At 71.6% G+C, this 1,009-nt stretch carries 1 protein-coding gene; it reads right to left on the bottom strand.

Annotated elements, in window-relative coordinates:
• On the bottom strand, positions 1 to 1,009 hold a 1,009-nt coding region (locus ACZ52J_RS42905), incomplete at both ends, for an acyl carrier protein (RefSeq protein ID WP_465626885.1).

Genomic DNA, 1,009 nt, shown 5'->3' with positions numbered 1-1,009 from the left:
GGACCGTTCGGCGCCGTCAGCCCGTTCGACGCACCGTCCTGGTTCACCGCAGAGCCACGGACCACCGCAAGCACCGGATGCCCGTTGCGCCGGGCGTCCGACAGCCGCTCGACGAGCAGCATGCCGGCACCCTCACCCCAGCCCGTACCGTCCGCCGCACCCGCGAACGCCTTGCACCGGCCGTCCACCGACAGCCCGCGCTGCCGACTGAACTCCACGAACAGATCCGGCGTCGACATCACCGTCACACCACCCGCGAGCGCGAGATCGCACTCACCGTTGCGCAACGCCTGCACCGCCAGGTGCAGCGCCACCAACGACGCCGAACACGCCGTGTCCACCGACACCGCCGGCCCCTCAAGACCGAACGTGTAGGAGAGACGGCCGGAGATCACGCTCGTCGCCGTACCGGTCAGCCGGTGCCCCTCGGCACCTTCCTGGCCCTCGGTGAGGAGGGAGATGTAGTCCTGGCCGTTCGTGCCGATGAAGACGCCGGCCCGGCTGCCGCGGAGGGCGGCAGGGTCGATTCCGGCCCGCTCGAACGCCTCCCAGGACGTCTCCAGCAGCAGGCGCTGCTGCGGGTCCATGGCCGTCGCCTCACGCGGCGAGATGCCGAAGAACGCGGCGTCGAAGCGGGTGGCGCCCTGCAGGAACGCGCCCTTGCGCGTGTAGACCTTGCCCAGCTTGTCGGGGTCGTCATCGAAGAGCGAGTCCAGGTCCCAGCCACGGTCGGTCGGGAAGTCGACCACCGCGTCGCCGCCGCTCAGCAGCAGCTGCCACAGCTCCTCCGGCGAGCGGACCCCGCCTGGGAAGCGGCAGGCCATCGCCACGATGGCGATCGGGTCGTCATCCACGGCCGGAGCGACGGCGGAGGCCGCCGGGAGCGCCGACTGCAGGCCGAGCAGTTCGGTGGTGAGGTGGTCGGCGAGTGCGGTGGCCGACGGGTAGTCGAAGACCAGCGTCGCCGGCAGGCGCAGCCCGGTCGCCGCGTTGAGGCGGTTGCGCAGGT

It is taken from the genome of Kitasatospora sp. NPDC034035 (genome assembly GCF_055575755.1).
The sequence above is the reverse complement of the archived record's forward strand: the minus strand, read 5'-3'. Positions and strand labels throughout refer to the sequence as shown.